The organism is Hyalangium ruber, assembly GCF_034259325.1.
GTDB classification, from domain to species: domain Bacteria; phylum Myxococcota; class Myxococcia; order Myxococcales; family Myxococcaceae; genus Hyalangium_A; species Hyalangium_A rubrum.
Genome location: NZ_JAXIVS010000006.1, coordinates 424,364 through 451,025 on the forward strand (window position 1 = coordinate 424,364; position 26,662 = coordinate 451,025).

A 26,662-nucleotide genomic window follows, 5' to 3' on the forward strand; every position below is an offset into this window, starting at 1 on the left:
AGGGCTGCGCTAGCCGCGGGGGAGGCGGGCCACGCTCGCCTCATCCCGGCCGGAGAGCGCGTCACTGCGCGAGAAGAGGGTGTCGAGCTCCTCGTACACCTCTTCGATGCGCTCGGGCAGGCGCGGGGGAGGCACCACGCCCTCACCGGCCAGCAGGTCCACCAGGGTGGTGGCGCGCTGCAGCAACTGCCGCGCCTTGAGCAGGGCTCGGCCCATCTGCGTGCCTTGCGGCGAGAAGAGCGTACCGCCCTGGTAGAGAGTCTCCAGCGCCACGCGGTTGGCCGCCATGCGGTCCGCCAGCCGAGCGCGGTACAGCTCCAGCCGCCGCTCGCGCCGAGCACCCAGGAGATCCAGCACCGTTCCCGCACCTGTGTCGTTCTGCTTCACGGGGCGCAAGGTACGCCAGGGCCGAGGGCCGCCGCAACGGTGCGACGGAGCTGTGCGGGCCTGTACGAAGGTGTGACGAGCCCTCGCCTGCTCGCTTGTCAGGCCTGGGGGCGGGGATTAGGTTGGCCGGCCTTCCGAGCCCAGGGTGCCAGCCATGTTCAAGAAGCTGCTCATCGCCAACCGGGGTGAGATCTCCCGCCGAATCGGTGCCGTGGCCCGAGGCATGGGGATCTCCACCGTCGCCATCTACTCCGACGCCGACGCGGAGCTGCCCTTCGTGAAGGAGGCGGACGAGGCGGTGCGCATCGGCCCCGCGCCCGCCAAGGACAGCTACCTGAACATCCCCGCCATCCTCGAGGCGGCGAAGAAGACGGGCGCCGAGGCGGTACACCCCGGCTACGGCTTCGTCTCGGAGAACGCCGAGTTCGCCACCGCGTGCAAGGAGGCCGGCATCGTCTTCGTGGGCCCTCCGCCCGAGGCCATGCTGCGGATGAAGGACAAGAGCCAGGCGCGCAAGCTGGTGGCGGCCGCGGGCGTGCCCGTGGTGCCCGGCAGCGAGGACGTGGTGCCGGACGTGCAGAGCGCGCTCGCGGGCGCCGAGCGCATCGGCTACCCGGTGCTCTGCAAGGCGGCGGGCGGCGGCGGTGGCATCGGCATGGCCGCGGCGAAGGATCCGGCCGAGCTGGAGAAGGTCTACCGCCAGTGTACGGACCGGGCGAAGGCAGCCTTCGGCCGCGAGGGCGTCTACCTGGAGCGCTACTTCCCGGCGCCGCGTCACATCGAGGTGCAGATCCTCGGCGACCACCACGGCCACCTCATCCACTGCCTGGAGCGCGAGTGCTCCATCCAGCGGCGCCACCAGAAGGTGGTGGAGGAGGCGCCCTCGCCGCTGTTCGCGGGCGGCAAGAACGCGGAGCTGACCGAGAAGCTGTTCACCGCGGCGGTGACAGCGGCCAAGGCGTTCGGCTACGCCAACGCCGGCACGGTGGAGTTCCTCTACTCTGAGGGCAACGTCTACTTCATCGAGATGAACGCCCGGCTCCAGGTGGAGCACCCGGTGACGGAGCTGACCACGGGGCTGGACCTGATCGGCTGGCAGCTGCGCATCGCCTCCGGAGAGCGCCTCACGGTGCGCCAGGAGGACGTGAAGCGGCGCGGGGCGGCGCTCGAGTTCCGCATCTACGCGGAGGATCCGGTGAAGTTCTTCCCGTCCCCAGGGCCGCTCAAGGTGTTCGTGCCGCCCACGGGCGAGGGTGTGCGCCTGGACTCGGGCTACGCCGAGGGCAACACCGTCACGCCGAACTACGATCCGATGATCGCCAAGCTCATCGTCTCGGGTGACACGCGGGAGCAGGCCATCGAGCGCTCCATCCGGGCGCTGGAGTCCTTCCGCATCGAAGGCATCAAGACGAACATCCCGCTGCACCTGCGCATCCTCAAGGATCCGGCCTTCCGCGCCGGCGAGCTGGATACGCGCTTCCTGGAGCACCACGCGAAGCCTTAGGCTGCGCGCGGCAGAGCGGACCCTTCCAACACTTCGGCGCCGTGAGGGCGCGCGAGGAGGCAACAGCACATGGCGGACGTGGCGGCGCACATCACGGGCACGGTGTGGAAGATCGAGGTGAAGGTGGGCCAGAAGGTCTCCTCCGGGGAAACCCTCGTCATCCTCGAGTCGATGAAGATGGAGATGCCGGTGGAGGCCACCGAGGACGGCACCGTGAAGGAGATCCGCTGCAAGGAGTCCCAGCCGGTCAACGAGGGCGATGTCCTCGTGGTGCTCGGCTAGGCCCGCGCGCGGGGGGAGCATGGAGTCGACTGTCGAAGTAGAGGACCGGGAGGACGGCATCCGCGTCCTGACGCTCGTCAACCCGACGCGCCGCAACGCGCTGGATGACGAGATGCTGGACCAGCTGGATGCGGCGCTCTCGGTGCCTTCCCACGTGCGCGCCTTCCTGGTGCGAGGGGCGGGCGGCACCTTCTGCTCCGGCTATGACCTGACGGTGCTCGGGCCGCCCACGGGCGACGGGCGGCTGCCGGACGACACGCTGATGGGGTTCCTCTCCCGCCTGGAGCGGCACCCGCTGCCCAGCGTGGCCCAGGTGCAGGGGGCTGCCTTCGGCGCGGGCTTCGACCTGGCCTCGGCGTGCGACTTCCGGGTGGGCACGCCGCAGACCGTCTTCTGCATGCCTCCAGCGCGGCTGGGCGTCGTCTACTCGGTGGAGGGCATGTCGCGCGTGGCGCGGCTGGTGGGCGTGGCCCGCGCCAAGGCCATCTTCCTCACCGCGCAGAAGGTGGATGGGGAGACGGCGCTCGCCTGGGGGCTGCTGGACGAGTGCTACGCGGCCGACCGGGTCGAGGACGGCGCCCTGGAGCTGTGCCGCACGCTGGCCGCCAACGCGCCCCTGGCCGTGTCCGGGATGAAGGAAGTGCTGGGGCTGATGAGCCAGCACACGCTCTCGCAGGAGCAGCTGTCGCGGGCCAGGGCCTTGCGCACGGCGGCCTTCCAGAGTGAAGACCTCAAGGAGGGTAAGGCGGCGTTCCTCGAGAAACGCTCGCCTCGCTTCCAGGGCCGCTGAGGCGCCCCGCTCAGGTGTCGCCGAACAGCTCGCCCATGCGCAGCTGGAGCGCGGAGGCGATCTTGTACAGCGACGAGATGGAGGCCGAGGACTCGGCGCGCTCGATCTGCGACAGCAGCGAGACGGACAGGCCGGTGCGCCGCGCCAGCTGCTTGAGCGTGAGCTCCTGCGTCTTGCGCGCGTCGCGGATGACGCGGCCGATGGCGCGGTGCAGGTCCGCCTCGGGGTCCTGCGACAGACCCTTCTTCTGCAGGGCGTTGCGGACCGCGGTGATGAACTGGTCCGGCTCCATCGGCTTCTTCACGTAGTCGGACGCCTGCGCCTTGAGCGAGGCGACCGCCGTGTCCACCGTGGGGTAGGCCGTGGCGACGATGACCGCGATGTCCGTGTCGTACTTGCGGATCAGCTCGAGCACCTCGGTGCCGGACATCTGCGGCATCATCATGTCGAGGATGACGAGGTGGAAGTCCGACCCACGCAGGATGTCCACCGTCTGGGTGGGATCCGTGGTGGTGATGACCTCGTAGCCCTCGCGGGTCAGCACCAGCTTCAGGTAGTCGCAGTTGTCCTGCTCGTCATCGACCACCAGGATGCGAATCTGCACAGCGTCTCCTCGCCTGAGGTTGAAAGACTCGGTTGAAGGTCCGGGCCAAAGCCGGGACCCACGGTACTACGGAGGGGTCGTTTTGGACGTCTCGTAGTTGCTCAGGATTTCGCGAACCCTCGGCGCGCTGGGGTCGTTGGGGGCCAGCTGCAGGAACTTGCGGTAGTGCTCGGCCGCCTTGTCCGGCTTGGAGAGGCGGGCGTACAGGGCCGCCAGCAGCTTGTGGCACTTGGGATTCTTGTCATCCAGCTCCGCGCACTTGGAGGCCAGCACCAGGGACTGGTCGTACTGCTTGGCGTTCCAGAGCTTCAGCGCGTCTTCCTGCGCGGTCTTGGCCTGCTCCTCCGCCGAGGGCCCCAGGGGCGGCTTGGGCGGAGTCGGCGTCGGAGGCTTGGGCGCCTCGACCACCTTGGGGGGAGTCGCCTTGCGCGCCGCCTCGATGTCGGCGCGGAGCTGATCGCGCTTGGCGACGAACACCGTGGTGGCCGCGGCGCGACTCAGCGCCTGCTCGGCCTCGTCGAGCTTCTTGGCCTCGAGCGCCTTGCGAGCCGCGGTGAGCTCCTGGTCGACCTTCTTCTCGGCCTCGATGCGGGTCAGCAGGGGCTGGACCTCTTCGGGCCACGAGCCGTCCGGCTTCTTGACGGGGCTGAGGTCGTCCTCGGCCTGGTCGAGCTTGCCTTCGGACAGGGCTGCCTCGGCGCTCTGAATCCGCGCCTGCAGCGCCTTGGCGGCGTTGGCTGCCGCGGTGGCGGCGGCATTGGCGGGGGGCGGCTCGGTGGGCGGAGGCTGATCCGGCTGCCGAGGCTCGTCCGGAGGGGGCTCCGGCTGCGGATCCCGCTGGACGGTCTCGGGAGGCTGAGGCGGCTGGGGCGTCGTGCTGGAGCCCTTGAAGAGCTCGGGCTTGAGGACGAAGGCGATGGCGCCGCCACCGAGCAGCAGCAGGCCCACCAGGCCCAGCACCATCGGCAGCTTCGAGCGGCCTCCGGAAGCGATCGCTCCGGCTGCCTCTCCTGCCGCCACGAAGCGCAGCTTCACATGGCCCAGCTCGACGACGTCCCCATTGGACAGCGAGGCCTGGGCGTAGCTCTCACCGTTGACGGTCAGCCCGTTGGCCGACTGCATGTCGATGACGCGCCACTCGCCGTTGTCCTCGCGGACGATCTTCGCGTGGGTGCGCGACAGCGATCGGTGGTCGATGACGATGTCGTTGTCATCGGTACGGCCGATCCGCATCTCCGTGCGGATGCAGGCGAACTCCTGGCCCTTGAGTTCGGCGCTCACCACCACGAGCCGGGGCGCGTCCTCGGCCTCCAGTTCCTGGACCTTGCGCGTCCGGGTGGACTCCACCTGGTCCATGCGGATGATGGAGGTGGAGTGCCGACGTGCGTCCCCAGGGGCGCCCGCGGCGGCGGGCTCTTCCTCCTGGACGGGCGTCTCCAGCTCCGTCTCCGGCTCGGAGCCGTGAGGATCGCTGGGCTCGTCATTGGCAGCCGGGCGACGGGAGGCGCTCGCGGCGGCGGCCGCTTCGCTCTGCAGGGCCAGATCGTAATCACCGATCTGGATCAGATCGCCGTCCTTGACGGTCGACTGCCCGCTGATGCGCTCGCCGTTGATGCGCGTCCCATTGGAACTGCCTAGATCCTCCACCACGACATGCCCGTTGACTCGCAGCAGGCGTGCGTGGCGGCGGGACACGTTTCGGTCCGACAGGCGGATGGTGTTGCCTTCCTGTCGGCCGATCGTGATCTCTTCGCGGGCGAAGGGAACAACGGTCTTGCGCCCCTCGTCGTCTTCGATGATGAGCTTCAGCACGGGTCGGATCCGCTTACAGCTATAGCAGAAGGGGCTGAACCGTTACAAGGCATGCATCCCCTCCAAACGAAAGGGCTTTTTCGGATTGTTGATGGGAAGTCGGCACCGTTGTCCATCCGACAGGTGGCCGAACTGCCCGGCTCCTTGGGAGGGCAGCAGGAGATCCAACCCGCGTGAGTCCCCCAGCGTCAACTCCCCCGTTCGGCAAAGTCGAGGCCGGGCCCGATGACAGAGGGCTGCTGGCGCGGCTGCCGTGGGTGACGCTGGGCCTGGCGCTGATCAACCTGGCCGCTTACGCCTTCACCGCCGCCGCGGGCCCGCTCGATGTAGACGCCATGGTGCGGTTTGGCGCCAAGGTAGGTCCGCTCATTACAGAGGCGGGGCAGCCGTGGCGGTTGTTGACGGCGAACCTGCTGCACCGGGATGGGGCGCACCTGGGGCTCAACGTGCTGGTGCTGGTGGCGGTGGGCGCGGTGCTGGAGAGCGCGTACCGGCGGCTGGACTACGCGGCGCTGCTGCTGGCCTCGGGGCTGGCGACGATGACCAGCTCGTTGCTGTGGGCCGAAGAGGTGAGCGTGGGCGCCTCGGGTATGGCGTACGGGTGCGTGGGGGCGCTCATCGTCCTGGGGCGTCGGCACCGCGCGCTGCTGTCTCCGCTGGCCCGGCGCATGGCGGGGGAGGGCGTGCTGCCCACGGTGCTGGTCTTCCTCTGGATGGGGTGGACCTCGGTGGGCGTGGACAACGCGGGGCACCTGGGCGGCTTCGCGGCGGGCCTGCTGGTGGGGCTCTTCCTGGTGCCTCGGAAGCTCTTGGTGGAGGAGACGCGGAGGACAGGGCTGCTGCGCGCGGGGAGCGTGGCCGTCGTGGCGCTGGTCCTCTCGGGAGTGGGGGTGCTCGGGCGCTCCTCGTGGCGGGTGGAGCGGGATGATGTGTTCGGCGTCTCGGTGGCGATGCCGGGGAGCTGGCGCCAGGGCGCCGATCGCCTGGGGCGGCTGGCCTTCTCCAACGGGCTGCCGGGCCTGGGGCGCGCCAGCTTCGCCGCGGAGGCCATCGAGGCGGGCGAGCCGGGGGACGGAGAGCTGCAGGCCCGGCGCTTCATGGAGACGACCCTCTCGCCTCAAGGCTCCCTTCCGGAGGGACAGCCTCGGGACGTGAGGGGGCCGGAGCCCGCCTGGGTGCATGGGAGACGGGCGCAGCGGGTGCGCGGGCGGCTGCACGGGCCCGAGGGCTCCTTTCAGGTGATGGCGCTCTTCGTGCCGCGCGGGGAGTTCGTCTACCAGCTCGTCTTCACCTGGCCGGAGGCCTTTCCCCGCTATGACCGGGTGGTGGCGCGGATGGCGGCGGAGCTGCGGCTGGAGGAGCCCGCCACGCTGCGGGAGGCGCGGGCGCGTGCGCTGCTCGTGCCGGGAGTGGGGGAGCCGCTTCATACGTTGGGCGCGGCGCTGCGGCGGTGGGGGCGACCGGCGGAGGCCGTGGAGCCGCTCCTGGCCTCCGTGAAGCTGGCCCCCTCGCGCGTGGAGACGCGGGTGGAGCTGGCGCGGGCCTTCTTCGAGTCGGGGCATGTGGAGGAGGGCTGCCACGCCTCGGAGGAGGCGCTGGTGTACGGGCCGACGGTGACGGTGGCGCTCGAGGCGGGGGTGCGGTGCGAGCTGGCGCGAGGAGATATGGCGCGGGCACTGCAACGGTTGGAGGAGGCTCGGCGCGTGGATCCGTTGGATCCGCGGCTGCGCGCGGCGGAGGCCGCTCTTCGCGCGACGGTGGAGGCGGGAGGCCGTTAGAGTCAGGGGCATGCGCAAGGCCTCACTTCCCCTGTGCCGTCTGACCCTGGTGCTGGCGCTGCTCGCGTTCCTGCCAGCGCGCGCCGAGGAGTCCGCGGCGGACATCGCCCGCAAGAGCCGCGAGCGCGGTGCTCTCAACCTGTTGGGCCTGAGCGCCCAGCTCAAGCTCACCACCGCGAGCAAGGGGGGCAAGAGCAAGGAGCAGGTGCTGACCACCACGGCGCGGAAGATCGGCGAGCGCACCCATTCGCTCGTGCGCTTCCAGCAGCCCGCGGGGGTGGCGGGCGTGGCCGTCCTCACCGTGGAGGGTGCCAAGGGCGAGGCGTCGGAGATCTCCCTGTACCTGCCGAAGCTCAAGCGGGTGCGGAAGGTGGCGCGCACGCAGCGCGGCCAGTCTTTCATGGACACGGACTTTTCCTACGCGGACCTCGGCGGCACGGGCGGCGAGACGGATGACGCGATGAAGAAGGTGGGCGAGTCCAAGGTGCTGGATCGCCTGGCCTGGGTGCTCGTTGGCAAGGCGGGGCCGGACTCTCCCTATGGAGAGGTGAAGGTCTACGTGGACCAGGAGACCTATGTCCCCACTCAGGTGGAGTACACCGACAAGGAGGGCAAGCCCTTCAAGGTGTACCGGGCCGCCCAGCTCAAGAAGTTCAAGGACCGCGTCATCGCCTCCCGCTCCTCCATGGAGAACCTGCAGACGGGCTCGGTGACGACCCTCGAGGTGCTCCAACTGGAGGAGGCGCAGCTGGGGGAGGAGGCCTTCACCGAGCGGGCGCTGGAGCGCGGTTGAGTCGCACGCTCGCGCTCGTGCTCGTGCTCCTGTCCGCGAGCGCGCTGGCCACCGAAGAGGACGCTGGGACGCCAGGGGCCATCGAGGACTTCGAGCCCGCTCCGCCACCCCTGGAAGAGGTTGCCTCCACGCCGGTGGCGGGCCCCACGGTTCAGGTGAGTGGGAGCCTGCGCCTCCAGGCCGGTGTGGATACCGGCTTCGAGCCTCAGCGGAGCGATGGGCTCTCCGAGCGTGTGGTGGATGGGCGGGGACGGGCGGCGCTCGCCACGGACGTGAAGCTCAGCCCCTCGCTGCGGCTGCTCGTCGAAGGGCGAGCCCTCTGGCGCGCGAACGCGGAAGACGGGCTGGAGCGCGCCAAGGCCTTCTTCGAGCCCACGCTAGGAGAGGCGTTCCTCGACCTCTACACGCCGCGCGTGGACTTCCGGGTGGGGCAGCAGACGCTGGCCTTTGGCGCGAACGCGGCCTTTGCTCCCACCGACGTGCTCAACCCGAGAGACCTGCGCGAGAGCCTCGCGCTCACCGAGCCGGAGGACACGAAGCTGCCCGTCTTCGCGGCGCGGGCGCTGGGCTCGGTGGGGCCGCTCTCCCTCACCGTGGCCTGGGTGCCCTTCTTCACCCCGCACCGCTACAACGTCTTCGGCCAGGACGAGGCTCTGGTTCAACCGGGCCTCGGCCAGGGACTGCCCCTCTCGGTGGACTCCTCCATCGAGGATGCGCTGCAGCCCCGCCTCTTGGAGACGGAACGGCCGCAGGCGTTCCCGTACCTCGGGGACGTGGGCCTGCGGGTGACCTCCGACCTGGGCGGTGTCCGCGTGGGCGGCTCCTGGGTGTGGGGGAACGAGAAGCTGCCGCAGGTGGAGCTGGATCCAGAGCTGGAGGCCCTGCTGCGCGCCCAGGAGCGTGGCGAGACCCCCGATACCGCGCTCCTGCTGTCCGTGCAGGAGCGGCTGCGCTCGGGAGAGACGCTCGTCACCGGGCGCTACGCGCGACAGCACGTATTCGGGGTGGAGGCCACGGCCCTGCTGGAGACGGTCCAGCTCGATCTCGACGTGGGCTTCAGCCCCGCGCAGACCTTCACCGACGAGCGGCTGCGCCCGCTGCGCAAGCCCTCGGTGACCTGGGTATTGGGCGTGTCCCAGGCGGAGGACTCCGATCTCGTCTACTCCGTCACCTACCTGGGCCTGGCGGTGCCGCGCGTGGCGGCGGGCGAGCTGCTCGTGCTGCTGGAGCCGGGCACCGCGCGCGGGCAGCCCCGGACCACCTTCTTCCACTTGCTGGTGGCGGACGCGACCTACACCCTGAGCGGCGGCGACTGGGAGCTGGGGCTTCGCGGCACCTTCGAGCCGGTGCAGCGCTCCTTCACGCTCGCGCCTCGGGTGAACTGGCGCGTCACCGAGCGGCTGAGCGTGGGGCTCGCGGCGGAGGTCTATGCCGGCAAGCCCTACAGCCCCCTGGGGTACTTCGGGCGGAACGATCAGCTCCTCGGCTCGGTCCGGCTGACGCTGTAGCCCGCCTCAGAGCGAGCTGAAGGTCCGCACCAGCAGCCGGGCGCCCACGGCCCACTCCGTCCGCCGCGCGAGCCCCGCATCCTTATATGTGTAGGTGCCATAGGCCTGCAGCCACAGGGGCTGGTCGTTCACGGCGAACAGGATGCGCTCCAGGCTCGCGTCCGCGCGGACACGGAAGCGTCGCCCTCCCTCGAAGCTGTTGATCCATCCCCCCAGGCCCGAGGCGCGCACCGTCCACCAGCCGTCCTCCGTCTCGTACCCCGTCTCGACCAGCGCGGAGGTGAAGGGCGACAGCTCCTGCTCCAGCTCACCGTCCGGCATGCGCCGCAGCGAGTGGCTCGCCGCGGGGCCGAAGCCCAGCCACAGCCTGCCCGTCACTGAGCGGATGGGGTCCAGCAGCAGCGCCGCCCGCCCGGTCTCCACCGTCAGCCCCGGCCCTTCCCACGTGCGCCGCTCCAGGTGCCCCGCGCGCACCGCGAGCGTGACGTCGAACGGGAAGGGGATGCGAATGGGCTTCGAGGTGGGAATGAGGATGAAGCCCTCCTCCAGGTGACGGCGGAACGTGCCCTCATACAAGGTGGTGGTGAGCCCCCTCCGCGTGGAGTTCGGCGTGGCCTCGGTGACGAGGAGGCGATGGGTGTTGAACCAGAGCATGCCCTTGCTCCGGCTGGTCCGCTCGGTGCGCAGGAGGATGCCCGCGTGCAGCGTGGGGTCCGCCCGCCCATCCCATACCCGCAGCCCCGTGCCCAGCAGCAGGGCATTGCCTGGGTCGAAGCAGGTGGGGAAGGGCCGCCCCTCGTCGTCCATCCCAGAGCAAGGGTCCACCTCGGCCCGCGCGGGGACCTGCGGCGCGGAGGCCGCCGTCCCCCCGGGAGCCGGGGGCAGGGCGAGCAGCAGGGTGGCGAGGCCGAGCGCGAGCATGCCGTCGAGTTCCTAGCGAGCGCTGGCCAGCGGTGCGCTGCGACGTGCCGGCGCCCACAGCGAGACACGCAGGCCCGCCTGGCCGGACCACTCCCACGTCGGGTCCAGGTTGGGGAAGTCGTTGCGCCAACCGCCCCGCCCATCCACCACCAGGCTCACCGGCTGGTCGTTGATGGCCAGGAGGATGAGCTCGTAGCCCGCGCGGAACTTCAGGCGCTCGGGGCGCAGCGGACGGCCCTCCACCCGGTCGGCCAGCAGTACCTTCTCCGCCTCGACGGAGAAGAGCAGGTGGTGGAAGCCATCCGTGTCCAGGGTGATGTCACCCTCCAGCGCGGCGGTGGGCACCAGGGTGGTGATGCCGTGCGTCCGGTCTCGCTCGATGCCGGGGCCCACGCGCAGCCGCACATAGGAGACCAAGTCGCGCGAGTGCCACAGGTCCAACGTGCCGTGCATGGCGCCCCAGGTGAGCAGGCTCAGCTCGGCGTCTCCGCGCTCGATGCTCTCCTGGTGCAGCAGTTCGACCCAGGCCCCCAGGTTGAGCCCCAGGTCCCAGCGGCGCGGCTTGCCGAAGAACGTGGTGACGCGGAAGAGCGGCACCCGGCGCTCGACGTTGAAGTCGTAGCGCAGCAGCGTCACGTCCAGGCTCGGCTCTCCGAGGTACAGCTCGGTCTCCAGGAAGGTGAACCGGTGCAGCCGGTGGTCCTCCTCTCCGCCGGGGATCTCGGTCTGGATGCCGAAGTCCACCCGGATGCGGTCCCGGGTGACGTCGTCGCCGCGGAAGAGGGGCGCCCAGGCGCCGCCGAGCCAGATGCGCCGGTGCAGGTCGAAGTTGAACTGCATCACCCGGCCCTGCTCGTCGCGGTACCAGCCCGGCGGGGCCTCGGCGATGGAGGGGACGAAGCGGTAGCCCTCCCGGGTGCGCGTGGCGGCGCTGGTCTCGTAGCGCTCGCAGAAGGAGGCGCGCAGCAGGGGCCGGTCCGTCTCCACGCCGTCCGGGTCCAGCTCGGAGTTGGGGGCGATGAGGCACCGCCGCGTCATCGGGTCGCACTGCATCCGGTACTCCCCGGAGGGAACCTCCTTGGTGGGAGGCAGCCGGGTACACACCACCGGCTGGTCATAGCGCAGCGAGGGACGTGGCTCCTCCGGAGTCATCGTGAAACCCGGTGGGTCGTCCTCCGAGAGGTCGGGAGCCGACGTGGAGGGTAGGTCCGGCGTCTGCCCGGTGGGGCTCTGCTCCTGCTGAGGTGTCTCTGCCTGGGGTGTGTCCGTCGTGCCCTCGACCTGCGAGAGCAGCAGGGCACAGCCCAGCGCTGCTACCTGGATGAACATCACGCCTCCCACGTCTCGGCCCCGGCTCGGGCGAGGCCAGCCCCGGGGGGACCCTTCAAACGGCGTGCCCTTGCCTGGACAACGGGCTTTCGCGGGGTTGGTGCCCTGGTGCTGTGCAGCCCTCGGCACACTGCACGCCAACCGTGACGCGGTGAGCACACACTCGGCAGAGGTCGACCCGGGACGGGGCGGGGGATATAAGTCCGCGGCCCGTCGTTCGCGGGCTGGATCCAGACGGAGGCATTCTTTTCCGTGGCGAATGACGGAGAGCAACAGCAGCAGTCGGCGCAGCCGCCGCAGCCGGTAGACCCGCCGCAGCCGGCAGAGCCGTCCCCGCCTGCGGAGCCTCAGCAGGCCGCGCCACCCGCGCCGGCCGAGGCGCCCCCGTCCGCCGAGGCCCAGCCGCCCGCGGCGCCGCAGCCGCCCGTCTCGGCCCAGCAGGCCCCCACGCCAAAAGGAGAGTCGTTCGTCGAGACGCTCCTCGGCAAGAACCTCTACGAGGAGGGCTGGGTCAAGCGCTGGATGCAGGTGCCGGTGACGCTGCGCGTGGTGAGCCTGATGGCGGCGTTCTCCTCGTTCCTGTTCCTGCCCTACCTGGGCGCGGTGGGGCTGTGGGACCCCTGGGAGACGCACTACGGCGAAGTGGCGCGGATGATGGTGGAGCGCAACGACTACGTGTTCCCCTGGTGGGAGAACGCGTGGTTCTTCTCCAAGCCGCCGCTGACGATGTGGCTACAGGCGCTGGGGATGAAGGTGGTGGGCTCGGTGCGCCACGCGGGCGAGCTGGCCCGCTACACCGAGTGGGGCATGCGAGTGCCGTTCGCCCTGCTGAGCATCGCCGCGGTGACGCTGCTGTCGCTGGCGGTGTCGCGGGTGGTGAGCCGGCGCGCGGGGCTGGCCACGGGCTTCGTGCTGGCCACCATGCCGCTCTACTTCCTGCTCACCCGGCAGACGGTGACGGACACGCCCTTCGTCACCACCATGGTGTGCGCCATGGCGTGCGCGCTCATCGGCCAGCTGGACGAGACGACGCGGCACCGCACGGCCTGGTGGTACGCCTTCTACGTCTTCATGGGCCTGTCCGTGCTGGCCAAGGGCCTTTTGGGCGTCCTGCCGGCCGTCATCCTCGCGCTCTACGCGGTGCTGGCCGTCATCCCCTGGAGCTGGGAGGCCGGCCGGATCCACCTGCGCTGGCTGCTGCGGCGCAAGTTCCGCCGGGAGGTGCGCGAGGGCAATGCGCCCATGCCCGTGCTGTGGGGCCAGCTCCTGCGGATGCGGCTGGGCACCGGCTTCCTGGTGTTCCTCGCGGTGGCCGTGCCCTGGTACCTCACCCTGAGCCTCTTCGACGGGGTGGATGACGAGGGCAAGGGCTTCTTCTACCGCTTCTTCATCCACGACCACCTGAACCGGCTGACCGCGGGCGTACACACCACCACGCCGGGCGGCACCTTCATCTACTTCATCGAGCAGGGCGGCTACGCCATCTTCCCGTGGGTGGCGCTGCTGCCGGGCGCCTTCGCGGTGGTGGCGCGGCTCAAGCTGCGCTCCGACTCCAAGGCGGACCACCTGGCGCTCATCGCCGTGCTGTGGGTGGCCTTCACCTTCTGGCTGCTGGCCTCCAGCGCCACCAAGTTCCACCACTACGTGTTCCCCATCCTGCCGGGGCTGGCCGTCCTCATCGCGCTGTTCATCGATCGGCTGTGGCAGGACGGGCCCGCCGAGCACGCGGTGAGCCTCATCTTCGGGCTGGTGCTCTTCGTCCTGGTCGGCAAGGACCTGGCGGAGACCCCGAAGAACTTCACCGACCTCTTCGTCTACAACTACGACCGGGCCTACCCGGTGGACCTCATCAACAAGCCCATCACGATGTTCCGCTCCCGCCCGCTGTGGATGGGCGACATGGTGGGGGTGGTGCTGGCGGGGTTGGCGCTCATCCTTGGCGTGGACGCGCTCGGCGCGAAGGACCGCACCCGGACCTCGAGCCTGGCGGCGGTCATGCTGGTGGCCGCGGCGGCCGTCACCCTGGGCGTGGTCATCCTCGATGGGCGCGTGTCCGCCCTGGGGCTCACGGGTGTGGGCCTGCTGGCCGTGGCGGGCTGGTCCGCGTGGCTGGCTCTTCGCGCGAAGCCCGAGGATCGCCTGTGGGACTGGCTGCTGGCGGGCGGCTGGGTGGTGGCGGGCGGCTATCTGGCCTGGCGTGGCTTCACCAAGCCGGTGAGCACCGACGCGCTGCTAAGGGTGCTGAGCGAGCCGGTGAACGTGCGCAAGGGCCTGGGCTTCGCCTTCACCGTGGCCGGCACGCTGTGCGTGCTCGCGGCGCTCAAGCGCGCCAAGGGCATGCTCTTTGGCAGCTTCTGGCTGTTCGCGGCCGGCTTCGCGATCTGGTTCGGCTGGAACCACTGGGTGGACCTGTCCCACCACTGGACGCAGCGTGACCTGTTCTGGCGCTACTGGCGCCAGCACCAGGAGGGCGAGCCCATCGCCGCGTTCATGATGAACTGGCGCGGGGAGACGTTCTACTCGCGCAACCAGGTGGAGCAGTTCCGCGGCGGAGACGCCAACACGCGCATGCGCAACTACGCCGCCCAGCCCGGCCGCGAGTGGGCCCTGGTGGAGCACAACCGCCTCAACCTGCTGATCAGCGCCGTGGGCTCGGACAAGAAGGTCAACGTCATCGACCGCGACATCAACAACAAGTTCATCCTGGTGACCATCGATTGAGTGGCATTCGCGTCCAAGGGCTCGCCAAGCGCTTCGGTTCGCGCACGGCGGTGGAGGGCCTCTCGTTCGAGGTCCACCCCGGCGAGGTGTTCGGGCTGCTGGGCCCCAATGGCGCCGGGAAGACGACGACGGTGCGGATGCTCACGGGGCTGCTCCAGCCCTCCGAGGGCGAGGCCTCGGTGTGGGGCTTCTCGGTGCGGACCCAGGGTGAGCAACTGCGGCGCACGGTGGGGCTGCTCACCGAGCAGCCCGGGCTGTATGACCGGCTGACGGCGCGCGAGAACCTGCGCTTCTTCATCAAGCTGCACGAGCTGGAGGAGTCCGCGGCGTGGCCGCGCGCCCAGATCTACTTGCGGCGCTTCGGGCTGGAGGGGCGCGAGGACGAGCCCGTGGGCAGCTTCTCCAAGGGTATGCGCCAGAAGCTGGCCATCGTCCGCACGCTGGTCCACGACCCGAAGGTCATCTTCCTGGACGAGCCCACCTCGGGGCTGGATCCGGAGTCGGCGCGCACGGTGCGCGACGCGGTGGCGGAGCTGGCCACCGAGGGGCGCACCATCGTGCTGTGCTCGCACAACCTCGCGGAGGTGGAGCGGCTCTGCTCGCGGGTGGCCGTCATCCAGGGCCGGCTGCTGGCGCTGGCCCCGCTGGGCGAGCTGCGCCACGCGGGGCTGGCCCTGGACATCCGCGTGGAAGGGGAGGCCGAGCGCTTCCGTCCGGCGCTGGCGCAGCTGCCCTTCGCCCTCAACGTGCTCACCGAAGGAAGCCAGCTCAAGGTGATGCTCACCGAGAGCGCCCAGGCGCCGGATGTGCTGGCCTGTCTGGTGACGGCGGGGGCGCGGGTCCACAGCGCGGTGCCCGCGCACCGGCCGCTCGAAGAGGTCTACCTGGAACTCATCCGCCAGGGGAGGGTGTGAGCATGTCGTTCCGACCGAAGCGGGCGCTGGCCGTCTTCTGGAAGGACTTCCTGGACCTGCGCAAGAACGTGGGGCTCTTGCTGTCCATGATGGTGCTGCCCCTGGTGTTCGTGCTGGTGCCCATCGGCGTGGTGTGGGCGTACGCGGTGCGGCCGGACGACCCCAACCTGCGCGTCATCGCCCTCTACTACTCGAAGGACCTGCCGCTGGGCACCAGCAGCGCGCGCTTCCTCATCGACAAGACGCTCACCGACTGGTTCGGCATGTTCCTGGTCATGCCCGTCTTCGTCCCCATCCTCATCTCCTCCCAGAGCGTGGCGGGGGAGAAGGAGCGGCGCACCCTGGAGCCGCTGCTGGCCTCGCCGGTGACGGCCGCGGAGCTGGTGGCCGGCAAGAGCCTGGCTTCGCTGGTGCCCGCGGTAGGCATCTCCTGGTTCGCCTTCCTCGTCTTCTGCATCGGCGTGGACATCGTCGCCTGGCCGCTGGTGAAGGGGCCGCTGATGCCCAACACGCTGTGGACGTTCGGCGTCTTCGTGCTGGCGCCGCTGTTCGCCTTCTTCGGCAACGGGGTGGCGGTGCTCATCTCCGCGCGCGTGTCCGAGGCGCGCACCGCCCAGCAGTTCTCCGCCATCGTGGTGCTGCCGCTGGTGGGGCTCGTGGGAGGCCAGGTGGCCGGCTGGCTCACCGCCGGTTTTGTCTACTACGCGGTGCAGGGCGCGGTGGTGCTCCTGCTGGATGTCATCCTGCTGGTGGCCAGCATCCGCCTGCTGGATCGCGAGCGGCTCCTCAGCCGGTGGGGCTGATCGCGGCCCGGGCCGGCCACAGGGGACGTGCGCCTGCTCGGTCGGCTAGGCAATTCCCAGTGAAACTGGCATGTTGCGGGCAGAGACAGTCCCACCGAAGGGCGAGCGTGTAATCGCCCTGGCCGCTATTCGTATGGAATACGCGGCGGCGTGGGTTCTTTGGGTGACGCGGTCCGAACGGAGGCGAAGCGAATACGATGGGTCTTTTCGACACGATCAAAGGCGAAGCCAAGCGCAACTTCATTGCCCGCGCGGACGAAGCCAAGGGTGAGATCATCTACAAGTATCCGGAGAAGAACATCCGGATGCTCACCCAGCTCACTGTCGATGCCGACGAGATCGCTCTCTTCGTCAAGGACGGCAAGGTCGAGGGCAAGCTCGGGCCCGGGCGGCACACGCTGGACACCAGCAACATCCCGTTCCTCTCCCGCCTGCTGGAGAAGTTCACCGGCGGCAACCTCTTCATCTCCGAGGTCTTCTTCGTCTCCACGCGCGAGCACCCGGGCGTGAAGTTCGGCGGCCCCATCGGTGACGTGCGCGACCCGGAGACGGGCCTGGGCATCGGCACCATGGTGTACGGCGACTTCTCCATCCGCGTCACCGAGCCGGAGAAGCTGGTGGTGGGCCTGGTAGGCATGGGCCGCTCCAGCAACGACGACTTCCTGGGCTGGTTCAAGAACCAGGTCCTCAAGGTGATGCGCGACCGCATCGCCGAGCTGCTGGTGAAGAAGCGCTGGCCGCTGCTGGACGTGACGAGCGGCGCGTACACCGAGGAGATCGAAGCCGAGGTGCTCACCGGCCTCAAGCCGCACGTGGACAACTACGGCCTCACCGTGGTGCGCATGGGCAACTTCCATGTGAGCATCAAGGAGGAGGACGAGGCGACGCTGAAGAAGTTCTCCAAGGACGCGGCCTACTCGCGCATGGCGGGCGGCTTCCAGCAGTACGCGCAGGGCCAGGCGATGCTGGGCGCCTCCGAGGGCATGGCCAAGGGCGGTGGCGGCACCGACGGCGCGCTGCAGGGCATGGGCATGGGCATGGGCATGGGCATGGCCCAGATGTTCATGAACCAGAACCAGCAGATGCAGCAGCAGCGTCCCCCGGCGCCGGCGGCCGAGCCCGCTCCCGCTGGCGGCGGCGACACGCGCACCCCGGCGCAGCGCCTCAAGGAACTGCACGAGCTGCACAAGGCGGGCGTCCTCTCCGACGACGAGTACAACGCCAAGCGCGCGGAGCTGATGAAGCTGCTCTAGCCCGCTGACCCTCTCCACCCGCGAGAGCCCGGAGGCCTTCACCGTGAGTGCGGTGAGGGCCTCTGTCGTTTCGGGTCAGGGGTGACCCCGCGGAAAATGTGGGGAAAAAACACCCGTATACGCAACTGGTGGGACTCAGGTTTCGAGAATCCGTACGAAAGCTTCAACGCTCTCTCTTCGGAACGGCCCCCATGAACTACCAGATCAAGTCCGGCGACACCCTCTCCCGCATCGCTCAGCAGTACAAGACCTCGGTGAGCGAGCTGATGAAGGCCAACCCGGAGATCAAGAACGCCGATCTGATCTACTCGGGCAAGTCGCTGAACATCCCGGGCTCGCGCGACGAGTTCGTGCCGGGCACGAGCGGCAGCAACGGCCCGTCGCTGACTGGCGGGCCCTCGCAGGCCTCGGGCCCCAGCGCTCCCACGGGCGCCACCGGCGGCGTGAACGGCCCGCGCGGCAACCCCTTCGAGATCGCCCAGCAGCACCTGAACAAGAACGCCGGCTCACTGAAGCTCGAGGGCAGCGGCGTGGGCGCGGACATGGAGGACTGGGTCCCCAACAACGTCAACTGCGCCAACTTCGTCTCCGCGTGCCTGGAGCAGGCGGGGATGATCACCAACGGCCAGCACCACAACTCGGTGATGGGCCTTCAGGCCAACCTGGACCGTGACCCGAACTTCCAGCGCGTGGACCTGAGCCAGGCCAAGCCGGGCGACGTGGTGAGCATGAAGACGCCGGGCGGTCAGCACGTGGTGATGTTCGCCGGCTGGAAGGACGGCAAGCCCCAGTTCATCGGCTCCAACAACGTGAACTCGGATGGTTCGCAGCGCATCACCATCTCGTCGATGAACTACCCCATCATGTCCGTGCACCAGTATCGCGGCTGATATCACTCCTGTTGCTACACGCCCGGGGCTCCTGCTGCGACGCAGCAGGGGCCCTGTCCGTTTTGACCCTGCCCAAAATATCACATTTACAATGAAACGTTCCTAAGCTCACGATCTCCGAAGATCCGTGGTCCTTCGTTTGACTCAATGAGAACGAACGGCGCGCGACTTCGAGGGAGACACCATGAGTGCCAGGGGCAGGGAAGTGTACCGTCACCTTTCGAGAGCAATCCTCGCCGCGTTGCTGCTCGCGGGGCTCGTCGCTGGAGGTGAGGCGTCCGCGGCGCCGTATGTGCTCTTCGAGAGTGGGCAGGTCCGCCCGCTGGCGCTCTCTCCGAACGGTCAGCTCCTCTTCGCCGTCAACACGCCGGACAACCGCTTGGAGATCTTCCAGGTCGGCTCCAGCGGCCTCATCCACCGCTCCTCGGTACCCGTGGGCCTCGAGCCCGTCGCGGTCTCGGCGCGGAGCAACGACGAGGTCTGGGTCGTCAATCACCTGTCCGACAGCGTGAGCGTCGTGAAGCTCGGGCCGCTGGGCTTTCACGGCACCGTGGTGCGGACCCTGCTCGTGGGCGATGAGCCGCGAGACGTCGTCTTCGCCGGGCCGGGCAAGAGCCGCGCCTTCATCACCGCGGCCCACCGCGGGCAGAACGCCCCCTTTGATCCGCAGCTCACCACGCCGGGCGTGGGCCGGGCCGACGTCTGGGTCTTCGATGCGAACAACCTGGGCAGCTCGCTCGGGGGCAACCCGCTCAACATCATCACCCTCTTCAGCGACACCCCGCGCGCGCTGGCGGTGACGCCCGATGGCTCGCGCGTCTACGCGGCCGCGTTCCACTCCGGCAACCGCAGCACGGTGGTGCATGAGAGCCTCGTGCCCAATGGCGGCGAGGCGGTAGGCGGCGTTCCGGGGCCGAACACCAACTTCGAGGGCGTGCCGGGCACCGAGGTCAGCGTCATCGTCCGCTTCAACGGCCAGGACTGGGTGGACGTGCTCAACCGCCCGTGGACGGACAAGGTCCGCTTCTCGCTGCCGGACAAGGACGTGTTCGTCATCGACGCCGTGGCCAACCCGCCGGCGCAGCTCGCGGGCAACTCCGGCTTCTACACCGATGTGGGCACCATCCTGTTCAACATGGCCGTCAACCCGGTGAACGGGAAGGTGTACGTGAGCAACACCGAGGCCCGGAATGATCTGCGCTTCGAGGGGCCTGGCACCTTCGCCGGCACCACCCTCCGGGGGCACCTGCACGAGAGCCGCATCACCGTGCTGAGCCCCTCGGGCGTCGCGCCCCGGCACCTCAACAAGCACATCGACTACAACTCCTGTTGCGCGCCGACCCCCAACCCCGAGAGCGAGAGGAGCCTGGCGCAGCCGCTCGGCATGGCGGTGAGCTCCAACGGCGCCACCCTGTACGTGGCCGCGTTCGGCTCTTCGAAGGTTGGCATCTACTCCACCGCCGCGCTCGAGGCCGACACGTTCGTGCCCAGCACGACGAACCAGATTCCGCTGAGCGGCGGCGGCCCCACCGGCATGGTGTTGGATGAGGCGCGCGGGCGCATGTATGTGCTGACGCGCTTCGACAACGCCATCTCCGTCGTCAACACCGCCACACGCCAGGAGATTGCCCACCTGCCGATGTACAACCCCGAGCCGCCGAGCGTGGTGCAGGGCCGTCCCTTCCTCTACGACGCGCGCACCAGCTCGAGCCACGGCGACTCGTCCTGCGGCAGCTGTCACATCTTCGGCGACTTCGACAGCATCACGTGGGACCTGGGCAACCCGGATGGCCGCGTGAAGACCAACCCGAGCCCCATCGTGCCGGTGCTCCCCGAGTTCGGTCCGGATCCCACCTTCGGCCAGAACACCGACTTCCACCCGCTCAAGGGGCCGCTGTCGACCCAGAGCCTGCGCGGCATGGCGAACCACGGGCCGATGCATTGGCGCGGAGACCGCAACGGGGGCTACGACGCCTCGAACGCTCAGCCCAACTCCGGCGCGTTCGATGAAGTCGCGGCCTTCAAGCAGTTCAACCCGGCGTTCATGGATCTGCTCGGGCGCAGCGCGCAGCTCAGCCCCGCGGAGATGCAGAAGTTCAGCGACTTCATCCTCCAGGTCGTCTACCCGCCCAACCCCATCCGCAACCTGGACAACTCGCTCACGCCGAACCAGCAGGCGGGCAAGGACTTCTTCGTCAACGTCACCAGCTTCTTCCAGGGCTCGTGCGAGGCCTGCCACCGGCTGGACCCCAACGCCAACCCGCAGGAGGGCCTCTTCAAGGGCTTCTTCGGAACCGACGGCCTCTCGTCCTTCGACGCCGAGCCGCTGTTCCCCAAGGTCCCCCACCTGCGCAACATGTACCAGAAGGTCGGCATGTTCGGCGCCGGCTTCGCCTTCGGCGTTGTCGAGCCTGATCCGTTCATGGGAGACCAGGTGCGCGGCATCGGCTTCAACAGCGATGGCGCCATCCCCACGCTGTTCCTCTTCAACAGCGGCTTCGACGCGCACCCGATCTTCAACCCCGTGGGCATTCCGAACACGCCCGAGGGTGACAAGGCGAAGCGGGACATGGAGGAGTTCATGTTCGCCTTCGACACCAACCTGGCGCCCATCGTCGGCCAGCAGGTGACCCTCACGGCCTCCAACCACGCGGTGGCGGGCCCGCGCATCAACCTCTTGAGGGCGCGCGCGGAGGCCGGGGAGTGCGAGCTGGTGGCGAAGGGCCGGATCGCGCTCCTGGAGGTGGGCTTCCTCTACGCGGGAGGAGGGCAGTTCGCGAGGGACCGGCAGGCCCTGCCCAACCTCCACGACATCGCCCTGCGCGCGGCGGTCATCTCGGGGGGCGGTGTGCTGACGTACACCTGCGCGCCTCCGGGCACGGGCCGCCGCATCGGCATCGACCGCGACCTCGACGGCTTCCTCGATGGTGACGAGCGCGCGGCGGGGAGCAACCCGGCAGATCCTCTCAGTACCCCCTGAAGTTGATGGCCATGCAGCCAGCTTCGTCTCCCCGGGCACCCTCTTCCCTGGCGCGGTCCACCCTCATCAAGATGGGGGTGCGCATCGCGGTGGTCATCGCCCTGACCACCCTCTTCAGCTACCTCCACATCCTCACCTCCTTCCGCTCGGAGGCGCTGCTGCAGATCGAGCGGAGCGCCGCCGGGCGCAGCCAGCGCGAAGAGGCCATCTTCGTGCTGGCGGAGGACAACCACGCGGTCCTCAAGAAGGAGGTAGAGGAGCACTTCCGCGCCTGGAGCCAGAGAGACCCCACGGAGCGCTTCGAAGCCTGGTTCGCGCATCTGCCGGATGGGTCGATCCGCAACAACCCTCGGGGCTTCGATGGCACGAAGATGCCGGGCGTCATCGTCCCCAAGGGGGTGAAGGACGACATCGACTTCCGTCGCCGGCTCGTCGCCTCCTACGAGGTGATCTCCCAGTACGGGCCCGCCTTCCACGTCCGCTTCATGAACACCGGCGTCATGCTGCCGGAGGGCGCGCTGGTGGGGTACTGGCCCGAGGGAGCCACCTGGTTCCAGGACGTGGAGGCCACCTTCTCGGTCGCGCCCCTGGAGTACTTCACCATCTCCACGCCCGAGAACAACCCACGGCGGGAGTCCGCCTGGACCGGCATCTACGAGGACACGACCAGCCAGACCTGGCTGGTCACGGTCGCCACCCCGCTGGACATGGATGGCCGCCATGTGGCGACCGTCTCCCATGACGTGCTGCTGGATGACTTGATGCGCCGCACCCGGGAGAACACCATCCCCGGGACGTACAACATCCTCTTCCGCGGCGATGGTCAGCTCATCGCCCACCCCGAGCTGCGGGTGAAGAGCGGGGCGGGCACCTACAACATCGTGGAGGCCGCCACGAATCCGGACGAGGCCGCCGCCCAGGTGGGCACCCCCGCGCAGCGAACCCACCTGCGCGACATCTTCGAGCGGGTCAAGGCCGCGCCTCTCGACCAGCCCGTGCTGGAGCTCTCCGAGCATGGCGAGTACCTGGCCGTGGCACACCTGGAGGGCCCGGACTGGATCTTCGTCACGGTGCTGCCCGAGCAGGTGGTGTCCTCGGCCGCATTCGAGGCGGCGCGCTATGTGCTGGCGTTCGGCGTGGCCTCGCTCCTGTTGGAGCTCGCCATCATGTACTGGGTGCTGAGGCAGCAGATCACCCGCCCGCTGCTCTCCTTCACCCAGGCCACGGCGCAGGTGGCGGCCGGCGACTTCAAGGTCGGGCTGGACACCCGGCGCGGCGACGAGCTGGGGCAGCTGGCGCGCTCCTTCCAGCTGATGGCCGGGGAGGTCCAGCGGCGCGAGGAGGCGCTGCGGCAGGCCAACGAGGGGCTGGAGCAGCGGGTGGAGGAGCGCACCCAGGAGCTCCAGCAGGTCCACAAGCAGCTCTTGGAGACAGCGCGGCAGGTGGGCCGGGCGGAGATCGCCACCAACGTGCTGCACAACGTCGGCAACGTGCTCAACAGCGTTCACACCTCGGCGCAGATCGCCGCGGAGCGGCTGGCCGCGCTGAAGATCGACAGCGTGGAGCGCGTGGCGAGCCTGTTCGACGAGCACCAGGGCGATCTCGTGACCTTCCTCACGCAGGACGAGCGCGGGCGCAAGTCGCTCTCCTTCCTGAGCCGGCTGGCGAAGTTCATGCAGGTCGAGCGCCAGGAGATCCAGATACTGCTCGGCGATGTCGGCCGGCACACCGAGCACATCGGCGCCATCGTCAAGCTGCAGCAGCAGTACGCCCGGGTGCCTCAGCGGCTCGTCGAGCCCGTGCTGCTGTCGGAGCTGGTGGAGGATGCGCTGCGCATCAACCAGGCAGCGCTCGGCCGTCACTCTGTTAAGGTGGCGCGCGATTTGGTGAACGTGCCGCCCGTGCTGACTGAGAAGCACAAGGTGCTGATGATCCTGGTCAACCTGATCAGCAATGCCAAGTATGCGATGGACTCCGTATCCGAGGACGAGCGGCTGCTGACCGTGGCGCTGACGCCTACCGGTGACGATCGCATCCGCATCGAGGTTCGGGACAACGGCATGGGCATCGCGCCGGAGATGCTCACCCGCATCTTCCAATATGGGTTCACCACCCGCCAGGAGGGCCACGGCTTCGGCCTGCACTCCAGCGCCCTGGCGGCCCAGGAGCTGGGCGGCTCGCTCCTGGCGCACAGCGATGGGCCGGGCAAAGGGGCCACGTTCACCCTGGAGCTGCCCTCCGCCCCCGAGCACCGGAGTGAGCAAGCGAATGCGTAAGCGGCGCATCCTGGTCATCGACGACTCCGAGGCCATCCACCAGGATGTCGCGCGGATCCTCTGCCCCCAGCCGCCCGGGGGGAAGGAGGAGCTGGAGGAGCTGGAGGAGGAGATCTTCGGTCCCCTGGCGCCCAGCAAGAGCCCCTCTCGACATGTCTTCGAGCTGGACTCGGCCTACCAGGGACAGGAGGGGCTCGAGAAGGTGCGGCAGGCCCTGGCCGCTGGCCGTCCGTACGCGCTGGTCTTGTTGGACTACCGCATGCCGCCGGGCTGGAACGGCTTCGAGACGCTGCAGCGCCTGCTGGAGGTGGCTCCCTCGTTGCCCATCGTGCTGTGCTCGGCCTACTCCGACTATTCCTGGGAGGAGATCGTCCGGGAGCTGGGCTGGCCCCAGCAATTGATCGAGCTGAGGAAGCCCTTCAACCAGAAGGAGCTGTACCAGCTGGTGGTCACCCTCACCGAGCCCCACGGCGTCATCTCCCTGGACTGACCGCGCCGCGACTTTGAGGTAGAGGGGCCCGCATGGGCAGCACGCACGTATCGAAGGCAGGCACCAAGAGCCAGCGGGTCCGCGTCATGAAGGCGACGAAGGGGCGGTGGTCCCTGCGCCGGCTGTTCTGGCTCGCGCTGCTGGGGCTGCTGGGCTTCCTCGCCTTCGAGTATCTGAGACTCCCGAGCGCCGAGCCGCTGCTGAAGCAGAACCCGGAGACCACGGCGCTCATCGAGCAGCGGGCGGAAGAGGCTCGCGCCGAGGGACGCAAGCCGCGGCGCCGGCAGTCCTGGGTCGGGCTGTCGAGCGTGTCCAAGCACGCCATCGACGCGGTGCTGCTCTCGGAGGACGCGAGCTTCTACCTCCACGAGGGCGTGGACAAGGTGGAGCTGGAGAAGGCCCTGGAGGAGGCGGTCCGCAAGGGCAAGCTGGGCCGGGGCGCCTCCACCATCACCCAGCAGCTCGCCAAGAACCTGTGGCTGTCGACGGACCGCAGCCTCCTGCGCAAGGCGAAGGAGCTGGTGCTGGCCCATCGCCTGGAAGAGGCGCTGCCGAAGAACCGCATCCTCGCGCTGTACCTGAACGTGGTGGAGTGGGGAAACGGGGTGTACGGCATCGAAGCCGGCGCTCGTGAGCACTTCGGCGTGTCGGCCGTGAGCCTGACGGTGGCGCAGGGCGCCATCCTCGCGGCGATGCTGCCGGCGCCGAGGAAGCGCTCTCCCTCCTCGGGCTCGAAGGCGCTCAAGCGGCGCGCCCACTGGATCGTCGAGCAGATGCAGGCCGTCAGGCGCATCTCCTCCGAGCAGGCTCAGGCGGCCCGGGCCGACATCGACCGGATCCTCGGCGCCAAATCGGCGGCCGAGGACGCGGACGACGGGGACGGCGCCTGAGCCTGGGAGGCGGTGCTACTGCGTCCAGACGGCGTAGTTGGTGCCGGAGGTGACCAGCGTCCAACCGGTGCCGGGAGACCAGGAGTTCGGGCCGATCTTCACCGCCAGCTTCTTGGTGTTGCCGGTGATGATGGCGGCGTACTTGGAGGTGTCGGCCACCTGGATGCTCACCGTCGAGGTGCTGGTGACGCCCGCGTTCTTCCGGGCGGTGATGAGCGCCTTGATGGCGTTCTGGTTGGCGGTGCCCCAGTCGAAGTAATGCACCCAGTACACGGTGGGGATGCCCGGGTGGGACAGGATGTAGGCGTAGCCCTGGAGCACCTTGTCGCTGGGGAAGGGCCAGTGGTTCTGCCCGCCGCTGGGGGTGCTGGGGCCCGTGTCGTGGTTGTCGATGAAGGTGACGGACTTGGCCGGCCACCAACCGATGGCGCCCTGGGGCTTGCCCTCGCTGTCACGCAGCCGCCAGAACTCGTTGTACTGCACCGCCTGCTGGAGGATGCCCTTGGTGGTGAAGTCGAAGGCGCCCGAGCGCCCCGCGGTGGCGTCGATCCAGTTCATGATGAGCTGGCGGTGCGGGTTCACGTCATTGAGGTTGAGGTCCGTCCACAGCTCGCCCACCGAGAAGTAAGGAGCGGTGGCGCCCACGTAGGTGCCCACGTACGAGCCGCCAAAGCCCTTCACGTAGTCCCAGCGCCAGCCGTCGTAGCCCAGGGTGTTCTTCTTGTAATTGAGCCAGGTGGTGAGGCTCGTCCGCACGTAGGCCTTGGTGTGGTCGATGTCGCGCCCGGCGTTGAAGCCGCTGCCGGTGTCCGCCGCGCCCGTGGCGTCCGTCCACTCGTCACCCTGGCACACCGAGTCGGCGCCCCAGGTGGGGTTGGTGAAGTCGGCCCAGTTGCTGGTGCCCACGCGGTGGTTGACCACCACGTCCGCGATGGCCTTCACCCCGTTGGAGTGCAGCGCGGCGATGGCCGACTTCAGGTCCGCCTCGCTGCCGTAGGCGCTGTTGAACACGTTGAGCTGCCGGGGCAGGTAGCCCTCCACGGCGGCGGAGTCGCTGGCCGGAGGCAGCCACACCATGGTGAAGCCGGCGTTCTTGATGTTCGTCGCGTTGTTGCGGATGACGCCCCACCAGGGCTTCGTCTCCTGGGAGCGCCAGTGGAAGCCCTGCAGCATGACGTCGCTGCTGTTGCCGTCGAGGACGCCCGCGCTGGACAGCGGGGCGATGAGGACGAGCGCCAGCAGGCCCGTCAGGATGCGCAGGTGCTTCGAGAGTTGCTTCCCCATGGTGTGTCTCCTGAGTCCTGGGGGCGCTTACGAGCCGGAGACTTCCACCTGGAAGTTGGAGGAGCCGAGTTCGGTGCCGTCCGGACCCAGGACCTTCACCGTCCAGGCGCCGCTGTCGCCCGCGCGCATCGTCTTGTAGCCATGGGTGCGGTAGGGCGTGCGGGGGACCTTCAGCTCGACCTTGGAGGCCTCCTTGCCGTCCTTCAAGAAGACCATCGTCACCTTGTCGTTCTCCACGCCGGAGATGCGGGTTGCGGCGTAGATGCGGGTGTCCGGGGCCACCTTGAAGGTGTCGGAGGTGCCGACGACCTCGTACTTCTCGACACCGGTGCCGAGCTTCAGCTCGGCCTTGGCCTGAGCGAAGGCGGTGGTGGCCAGCAGCATCATCGGCAGCAGGAACTTCCAGGCAGTCTTGGGCATGCGTGTCTCCTCGGTGGGGGAGCCGCGCACGCT

At 68.9% G+C, this 26,662-nt stretch carries 22 protein-coding genes; 15 read left to right on the plus strand and 7 right to left on the minus strand.

What is annotated here, in order from left to right; genetic code table 11:
• Positions 1 to 9: 9 nt before the first annotated feature.
• Complete coding sequence (locus SYV04_RS19815; RefSeq protein ID WP_321547546.1) at positions 10 to 357, minus strand: hypothetical protein; 348 nt, start codon at positions 355 to 357, stop codon at positions 10 to 12.
• Positions 358 to 541: 184 nt separating this feature from the next.
• On the opposite strand from SYV04_RS19815, the gene SYV04_RS19820 reads away from it, so the two are divergent.
• The 3 genes from SYV04_RS19820 to SYV04_RS19830 all read left to right on the plus strand — a co-directional run bounded on the left by SYV04_RS19820 (position 542) and on the right by SYV04_RS19830 (position 2,963).
• Complete coding sequence (locus tag SYV04_RS19820) at positions 542 to 1,891, plus strand: acetyl-CoA carboxylase biotin carboxylase subunit (protein WP_321547400.1); 1,350 nt, start codon at positions 542 to 544, stop codon at positions 1,889 to 1,891.
• A 69-nt stretch (positions 1,892 to 1,960) separates the two neighbouring features.
• Positions 1,961 to 2,173: a biotin/lipoyl-binding carrier protein gene (locus tag SYV04_RS19825; RefSeq protein WP_321547401.1), complete on the plus strand. Its 213-nt coding sequence runs from the start codon at positions 1,961 to 1,963 to the stop codon at positions 2,171 to 2,173.
• Positions 2,174 to 2,192: 19 nt separating this feature from the next.
• The gene (locus SYV04_RS19830) at positions 2,193 to 2,963 is read left to right on the plus strand and encodes an enoyl-CoA hydratase/isomerase family protein (RefSeq protein ID WP_321547402.1); all 771 of its coding nucleotides are present in this window, start codon (positions 2,193 to 2,195) and stop codon (positions 2,961 to 2,963) included.
• 10 nt (positions 2,964 to 2,973) lie between these two features.
• Here the strand turns inward: SYV04_RS19830 and SYV04_RS19835 are convergent, their stop codons facing one another.
• Both SYV04_RS19835 and SYV04_RS19840 read right to left on the minus strand, forming a co-directional pair.
• Positions 2,974 to 3,567, minus strand: a complete 594-nt coding sequence (locus SYV04_RS19835) for a response regulator (RefSeq protein ID WP_321547403.1) — start codon at positions 3,565 to 3,567, stop codon at positions 2,974 to 2,976.
• Between the two features lie 66 nt (positions 3,568 to 3,633).
• Positions 3,634 to 5,379, minus strand: coding sequence for an FHA domain-containing protein (locus tag SYV04_RS19840; RefSeq protein ID WP_321547404.1), 1,746 nt, complete (start codon positions 5,377 to 5,379; stop codon positions 3,634 to 3,636).
• Between the two features lie 173 nt (positions 5,380 to 5,552).
• Between SYV04_RS19840 and SYV04_RS19845 the strand changes: the two genes are divergently transcribed.
• The 3 genes from SYV04_RS19845 to SYV04_RS19855 are packed head-to-tail and all read left to right on the plus strand — an operon-like array spanning position 5,553 to position 9,458.
• Entirely contained in the window at positions 5,553 to 7,157 is a 1,605-nt protein-coding gene (locus SYV04_RS19845; protein WP_321547405.1) for a rhomboid family intramembrane serine protease, read from the plus strand.
• A gap of 10 nt (positions 7,158 to 7,167) precedes the next feature.
• Positions 7,168 to 7,950, plus strand: a complete 783-nt coding sequence (locus SYV04_RS19850; protein WP_321547406.1) for an outer membrane lipoprotein-sorting protein — start codon at positions 7,168 to 7,170, stop codon at positions 7,948 to 7,950.
• Positions 7,947 to 9,458: a hypothetical protein gene (locus SYV04_RS19855; RefSeq protein ID WP_321547407.1), complete on the plus strand. Its 1,512-nt coding sequence runs from the start codon at positions 7,947 to 7,949 to the stop codon at positions 9,456 to 9,458. Before SYV04_RS19850 ends, SYV04_RS19855 begins: the two co-directional genes overlap by 4 nt.
• 6 nt (positions 9,459 to 9,464) lie before the next feature.
• Here SYV04_RS19855 and SYV04_RS19860 read toward each other — a convergent pair whose 3' ends face one another.
• Entirely contained in the window at positions 9,465 to 10,379 is a 915-nt protein-coding gene (locus tag SYV04_RS19860; protein WP_321547408.1) for a hypothetical protein, read from the minus strand.
• Between the two features lie 12 nt (positions 10,380 to 10,391).
• Entirely contained in the window at positions 10,392 to 11,708 is a 1,317-nt protein-coding gene (locus SYV04_RS19865) for a hypothetical protein (protein ID WP_321547409.1), read from the minus strand.
• Positions 11,709 to 12,230: 522 nt separating this feature from the next.
• Between SYV04_RS19865 and SYV04_RS19870 the strand changes: the two genes are divergently transcribed.
• From SYV04_RS19870 to mtgA, 9 genes are all read left to right on the plus strand, one after another.
• The gene (locus SYV04_RS19870; RefSeq protein ID WP_321547547.1) at positions 12,231 to 14,429 is read left to right on the plus strand and encodes an ArnT family glycosyltransferase; all 2,199 of its coding nucleotides are present in this window, start codon (positions 12,231 to 12,233) and stop codon (positions 14,427 to 14,429) included.
• Positions 14,426 to 15,343 carry an ABC transporter ATP-binding protein gene (locus tag SYV04_RS19875; RefSeq protein ID WP_321547410.1) on the plus strand — a complete coding sequence of 306 codons (918 nt, stop codon included), beginning with the start codon at positions 14,426 to 14,428 and terminating at the stop codon, positions 15,341 to 15,343. Before SYV04_RS19870 ends, SYV04_RS19875 begins: the two co-directional genes overlap by 4 nt.
• Positions 15,344 to 15,345: 2 nt before the next feature.
• Positions 15,346 to 16,146 (plus strand): ABC transporter permease subunit, encoded by an 801-nt coding sequence (locus SYV04_RS19880; RefSeq protein ID WP_321547411.1) that lies wholly within the window; start codon positions 15,346 to 15,348, stop codon positions 16,144 to 16,146.
• 197 nt (positions 16,147 to 16,343) lie between these two features.
• A complete protein-coding gene (locus tag SYV04_RS19885; protein ID WP_321547412.1) occupies positions 16,344 to 17,399 on the plus strand; it encodes an SPFH domain-containing protein in 1,056 nt (351 codons plus the stop codon).
• A gap of 191 nt (positions 17,400 to 17,590) precedes the next feature.
• On the plus strand, positions 17,591 to 18,289 hold the full coding sequence (locus SYV04_RS19890) for a C40 family peptidase (protein ID WP_321547413.1): 699 nt from the start codon (positions 17,591 to 17,593) through the stop codon (positions 18,287 to 18,289).
• Positions 18,290 to 18,494: 205 nt separating this feature from the next.
• On the plus strand, positions 18,495 to 21,269 hold the full coding sequence (locus tag SYV04_RS19895) for a YncE family protein (RefSeq protein WP_422723952.1): 2,775 nt from the start codon (positions 18,495 to 18,497) through the stop codon (positions 21,267 to 21,269).
• A gap of 11 nt (positions 21,270 to 21,280) precedes the next feature.
• Positions 21,281 to 23,545 (plus strand): ATP-binding protein, encoded by a 2,265-nt coding sequence (locus SYV04_RS19900; protein WP_321547415.1) that lies wholly within the window; start codon positions 21,281 to 21,283, stop codon positions 23,543 to 23,545.
• On the plus strand, positions 23,538 to 24,035 hold the full coding sequence (locus SYV04_RS19905; RefSeq protein WP_321547416.1) for a response regulator: 498 nt from the start codon (positions 23,538 to 23,540) through the stop codon (positions 24,033 to 24,035). Before SYV04_RS19900 ends, SYV04_RS19905 begins: the two co-directional genes overlap by 8 nt.
• A 32-nt stretch (positions 24,036 to 24,067) precedes the next feature.
• Positions 24,068 to 24,925 (plus strand): monofunctional biosynthetic peptidoglycan transglycosylase, encoded by an 858-nt coding sequence (gene mtgA, locus SYV04_RS19910; protein ID WP_321547417.1) that lies wholly within the window; start codon positions 24,068 to 24,070, stop codon positions 24,923 to 24,925.
• A gap of 15 nt (positions 24,926 to 24,940) precedes the next feature.
• Here mtgA and SYV04_RS19915 read toward each other — a convergent pair whose 3' ends face one another.
• Together SYV04_RS19915 and SYV04_RS19920 are read right to left on the minus strand one after the other, a co-directional pair.
• Entirely contained in the window at positions 24,941 to 26,209 is a 1,269-nt protein-coding gene (locus SYV04_RS19915) for a glucan 1,4-alpha-maltotetraohydrolase domain-containing protein (RefSeq protein WP_321547418.1), read from the minus strand.
• A 27-nt stretch (positions 26,210 to 26,236) separates the two neighbouring features.
• Positions 26,237 to 26,629, minus strand: a complete 393-nt coding sequence (locus SYV04_RS19920) for a DUF2914 domain-containing protein (RefSeq protein WP_321547419.1) — start codon at positions 26,627 to 26,629, stop codon at positions 26,237 to 26,239.
• Between the last annotated feature and the right edge of the window lie 33 nt (positions 26,630 to 26,662).

Coding starts and splice junctions, on each gene's coding strand:
- SYV04_RS19860 (WP_321547408.1), bottom strand. CDS start 10,379: ATGCTCGCGCTCGGCCTCGCCACCCTGCTGCTCGCCCTGCCCCCGGCT.
- mtgA (WP_321547417.1), top strand. CDS start 24,068: ATGGGCAGCACGCACGTATCGAAGGCAGGCACCAAGAGCCAGCGGGTC.
- SYV04_RS19890 (WP_321547413.1), top strand. CDS start 17,591: ATGAACTACCAGATCAAGTCCGGCGACACCCTCTCCCGCATCGCTCAG.
- SYV04_RS19915 (WP_321547418.1), bottom strand. CDS start 26,209: ATGGGGAAGCAACTCTCGAAGCACCTGCGCATCCTGACGGGCCTGCTG.
- SYV04_RS19850 (WP_321547406.1), top strand. CDS start 7,168: ATGCGCAAGGCCTCACTTCCCCTGTGCCGTCTGACCCTGGTGCTGGCG.
- SYV04_RS19870 (WP_321547547.1), top strand. CDS start 12,231: ATGCAGGTGCCGGTGACGCTGCGCGTGGTGAGCCTGATGGCGGCGTTC.
- SYV04_RS19825 (WP_321547401.1), top strand. CDS start 1,961: ATGGCGGACGTGGCGGCGCACATCACGGGCACGGTGTGGAAGATCGAG.
- SYV04_RS19905 (WP_321547416.1), top strand. CDS start 23,538: ATGCGTAAGCGGCGCATCCTGGTCATCGACGACTCCGAGGCCATCCAC.
- SYV04_RS19900 (WP_321547415.1), top strand. CDS start 21,281: ATGCAGCCAGCTTCGTCTCCCCGGGCACCCTCTTCCCTGGCGCGGTCC.
- SYV04_RS19920 (WP_321547419.1), bottom strand. CDS start 26,629: ATGCCCAAGACTGCCTGGAAGTTCCTGCTGCCGATGATGCTGCTGGCC.
- SYV04_RS19820 (WP_321547400.1), top strand. CDS start 542: ATGTTCAAGAAGCTGCTCATCGCCAACCGGGGTGAGATCTCCCGCCGA.
- SYV04_RS19830 (WP_321547402.1), top strand. CDS start 2,193: ATGGAGTCGACTGTCGAAGTAGAGGACCGGGAGGACGGCATCCGCGTC.
- SYV04_RS19885 (WP_321547412.1), top strand. CDS start 16,344: ATGGGTCTTTTCGACACGATCAAAGGCGAAGCCAAGCGCAACTTCATT.
- SYV04_RS19880 (WP_321547411.1), top strand. CDS start 15,346: ATGTCGTTCCGACCGAAGCGGGCGCTGGCCGTCTTCTGGAAGGACTTC.
- SYV04_RS19865 (WP_321547409.1), bottom strand. CDS start 11,708: ATGTTCATCCAGGTAGCAGCGCTGGGCTGTGCCCTGCTGCTCTCGCAG.